The sequence below is a fragment of the Streptomyces sp. NPDC057654 genome, assembly GCF_042800135.1.
Taxonomy (GTDB): Bacteria; Actinomycetota; Actinomycetes; order Streptomycetales; family Streptomycetaceae; genus Streptomyces.
Genome location: NZ_JBHVHQ010000900.1, coordinates 1 through 3,436 on the forward strand (window position 1 = coordinate 1; position 3,436 = coordinate 3,436).

At 73.0% G+C, this 3,436-nt stretch carries 3 protein-coding genes and 1 pseudogene; 1 reads left to right on the plus strand and 3 read right to left on the minus strand.

What is annotated here, in order from left to right; all coding sequences use genetic code 11:
- Positions 1-50: 50 nt before the first annotated feature.
- The 3 genes from ACFU99_RS37930 to ACFU99_RS37940 form a co-directional block, all read right to left on the minus strand.
- A complete protein-coding gene (locus tag ACFU99_RS37930; protein ID WP_384401535.1) occupies positions 51-1,019 on the minus strand; it encodes a DUF5926 family protein in 969 nt (322 codons plus the stop codon).
- A gap of 308 nt (positions 1,020-1,327) precedes the next feature.
- On the minus strand, positions 1,328-2,017 hold the full coding sequence (locus ACFU99_RS37935) for an ATP-binding protein (RefSeq protein ID WP_384401538.1): 690 nt from the start codon (positions 2,015-2,017) through the stop codon (positions 1,328-1,330).
- Between the two features lie 56 nt (positions 2,018-2,073).
- Entirely contained in the window at positions 2,074-2,919 is an 846-nt protein-coding gene (locus tag ACFU99_RS37940) for a glycerophosphodiester phosphodiesterase (RefSeq protein WP_384401541.1), read from the minus strand.
- 275 nt (positions 2,920-3,194) lie between these two features.
- On the opposite strand from ACFU99_RS37940, the pseudogene ACFU99_RS37945 reads away from it, so the two are divergent.
- Positions 3,195-3,436: pseudogene (locus tag ACFU99_RS37945) on the plus strand (hypothetical protein); the annotation flags it as partial.

The following is a 3,436-nucleotide window of genomic DNA, read 5'->3' on the forward strand; positions in this document are numbered from 1 at the left end:
GGAGCGGGAGTTGTGACAGGAGTCACGTCGACGGGCCGCCGATACGGCCGTCAGCTCAGGGTCACCTGACGGTTGGTGAGGCCGCCGCGCGCCCGCCGCTCCTCCGGGCTCAGCGGGGCGTCCGTGGCGAGCGCCTCGGCCAGCCGCTCCGCGAAGGCGGCGGCGGGCTTCTCCACGTCGGCGGCGCGCATCGCGACCGGCAGGTCCCACACCGGCACGGTCAGGCCGTGCGCGCGGAACGAGCCCACGAGCCGGGTCCCCTCGCCGAGCGAGGAGGCGCCGGCGGCGTGCAGCCGGGCGAGGGCGTCCAGCAGCTGCTCCTCGGGGTGCGTCATGACCCAGCGCAGGTGGTTCTTCTCCGGCGTCTCGCACCAGTACGCGGCCTCGACACCGGCCAGCCGGGCGGTGGGGATCGCGGCCTCGTTGGCGCGCTCCAGGGACGCGGCGACCTCGCCGGTCGCGTTCTCGGCATCCTCGATCCAGAACTCGAACCCTTCGTGGACGACCGGCGTGAAGGGCTGCTCCGGGTCGAGCAGGTCCTGGAGGCGCGGCCCGTCGGCGGGCACGCGCTCGGCGGCGACCGGGTTGCCGGGCTCGGCGGTCAGCGCGCGCCGGAGCGTGTCCGCCAGGTCGCGGCTGATGTCGCCGGAGGCGGTGTCGTTCTGGAGGCCGAGCAGCACGGCCCCGTTGTCGCGGCGCAGCGCGGGCCAGGCCATCGGCAGCACGGTCGCGAGGGTGACCGAGGGCACGCCCTCGGGAAGCCCGTCCTTGAGGTGCAGCTCGACGGTGGCGGCGGGCACCAGCTCGCGCAGCGCCACCCAGTCGCCCTCGCCCGGCAGCCCCTCGAAGGGGCGCTGCACCAGCTCGGTGACGGCCTGCGCGGCCTGGCGGCCGTGGCACGCCTTGTAGCGGCGGCCGGAGCCGCAGGGGCAGGGCTCGCGGGCGCCGACGGCCGCGATCTGCGCGTCGTCGGCCTGCGGCCGGGCGGCCTTCGTCTGGGGGCGGCGCTTCTTGGCCATGGCGTGCGTGTCTCCCGATCGGTCCGGCTCGTACGGGCGCGAGCCTAGCGGTCGGGGGAGCGCGGGCGACCGGGAGCCGGGCGGCTCCCGGCCCGTACGCGCCGGGTGCACGGGACTGCGGTCCTGTGGCCCGTACACGCTGGGCGTACGGGCTGGGCGTACGCACTGGGCGTACGGACTTGCGGCGCCCTGGCTCGTACGGTCGGGGCGCTCGTACGGGCGGAGTGCACGGGCTTGCGCGCCCCCTTGCCCGTACGCGCGGGCGGACGGCTTGCGCGCCCCCTCCCGCTACCGGTCCGGCCCCGGGGCTACCGCAGCTCGTCGATGTCGGCGAAGGCCGCCGGCATCGCGGCGATCGACGGCATCGGGGCGCCGCGGGTCGACCCGGCGGGGCCGCTGGCGGGGCCGCCCGAGGGGCCGAGAGCGACGCGCGTAGCGAAGCTCTCACGTGCGGAAAGAGCAGCCCATACGGTCACCTCGCCGGAGGCGTCGCGGACGCCCCACTCCTGGGACAGCGCCCGGATGATGTTGAGGCCGCGCCCCCCGCGCGCCGTGACGGACGGAGTGGCCGGAAGCGGCCGGGTCGGGCCGCCGCCGTCGGTGACCTCGACGGTCAGCCAGCCGAGCTCGTCCACGCGCCAGGCCGCGAGTATGGTGCCGTCCCCGCTGCCGTTGCCGTTCCCATTGCTGCTGTTGCGCCTGTCGTCGGGGCTCAGCGGGCGGCCGTGCCGGCACGCGTTGCTGAGCAGTTCCGAAAGGATCAGTACAGCGTCGTCGATGACCGAATCCGCCACTCCGCTCATGCGCAGATCCTCGCGCATGCGGTGCCTCGCTACTCCCACGGCCGACGGACCATGGGGTACGGCCATGATCGACGACGTGGGCACCTCCTGTGCCACCACCAACGCCACCCCCGAGACCTCCTTCGCCCCACGCCAGGGGATGAATGCCCCAATGGACTGGACCGGAAACCGGCCAATTGTGATCCGGGGAGGCACTTGTAACGAAGGAATGCGCAACGAACGCGCCGGTGCACACCCTGTAATGGTTCCTATCAGCGGTCGAGTTGGGACAGCACCTGCTTGGGGCGGTTTGTGATCACGGCATCCACGCCGAGTTCCGCGCACAATTCGACATCGGCCGGTTCGTTTACCGTCCAGACGTGTACACGGTGCCCGGCGCGGTGCAGCCGGTGCACGTAATCGGGGTGGTTGCGGATGATGCGGATGCTGGGGCCGGCGATCCGTACGCCCGCGGGGAGCCGCCCGTCGCGGTGGCGCGGGGAGATGAACTGCATCAGGTAGACGGTGGGGATGGCGGGCGCGGCGGCGCGTACCCGGTGCAGGGAGCGCGCGGAGAAACTCATGACGCGGACCTGGGAGGGCGGCGGGCCGGCTTCGTCGTCGGCTCCGGCTTTGGGGGGCTCGGCGAGGCCGAAGCGGTCGAGGAGGTCGAGGAGCTTCTCCTCGACCTGGCCCGCCCAGCGGGTGGGGTGCTTGGTCTCGATGGCGAGCTCGACGCGGCGGTCGGCGTCGGCGACGAGTTCGAGGAGGCGCTCCAGGGTGAGCACGGAGGTGCTGTCCCGGTCCGGGGCCTCGTGGTCGGCGGCCTGGCCCTTCCAGGAGCCGAAGTCGAGGGCGGCGAGGTCGGAGAGTTCCAGGGCGGAGACGGCGCCGCGGCCGTTGGAGGTGCGGTTGACGCGGCGGTCGTGGACGCAGACGAGCTGGCCGTCGGCGGTGAGCCGGACATCGCACTCCAGGGCGTCCGCGCCGTCCTCGATCGCTCTTCGGTAGGCGGCGAGCGTGTGCTCGGGGGCTTCCTCGGAGGCTCCGCGGTGGGCTACTACGGAGAGGGGCGGTCGCTCGGGACGAATGTCCCTGGCCGGGCGTGCATAGGTCACCGAGTTATGGTGCCATCGCGAGGCGTAGTCGCGCATGCGGTCCCTTATGTCCGGGTGGTCCGGTTCGGCCGGAAACATCGAAAATAAAGGAAGACGAAGGGTGCCCGCGAAAGGCACAGCCTCCGTTTACAGCGGTCTGACGTCTGATGGGAAAGGCTGTAGTCGGACGCTCGATTGCGTGGGCCGATGCGTGGACCAATGCATGGACCGATTGCATGGACCGATGCGTGGGCCGCGGCCATGATGACCACTGACGTGCACCTGAGGAGAGAGCTGTGAGCACCGAGAACGAGGGCGCTGCCGCTACGCCTGCGGCGGCGCCGCGTACGGCACCTCCGGCGCCGGACACCGCGTCGGCGCCCACCGCTCCCGAGGCTCCGGCCGCGCCGCCGGCTCCGGCGGCTCCGCCCGCGCCTCCCGCGCCGCCGGTACCGCCGACGGCGGAGGGCGCCACTCCGGCTGACCGTACGGAGCAGCTGCCTCCGGTGGAGCCCGGACAAGGCGCACAGCCCCAGAC

Bases quoted from the DNA above. Each gene is read 5' to 3' on its own strand.
- ACFU99_RS37930 (WP_384401535.1), bottom strand. From the start codon at position 1,019: ATGGCCAAGAAGCGCCGCCCCCAGACGAAGGCCGCCCGGCCGCAGGCC.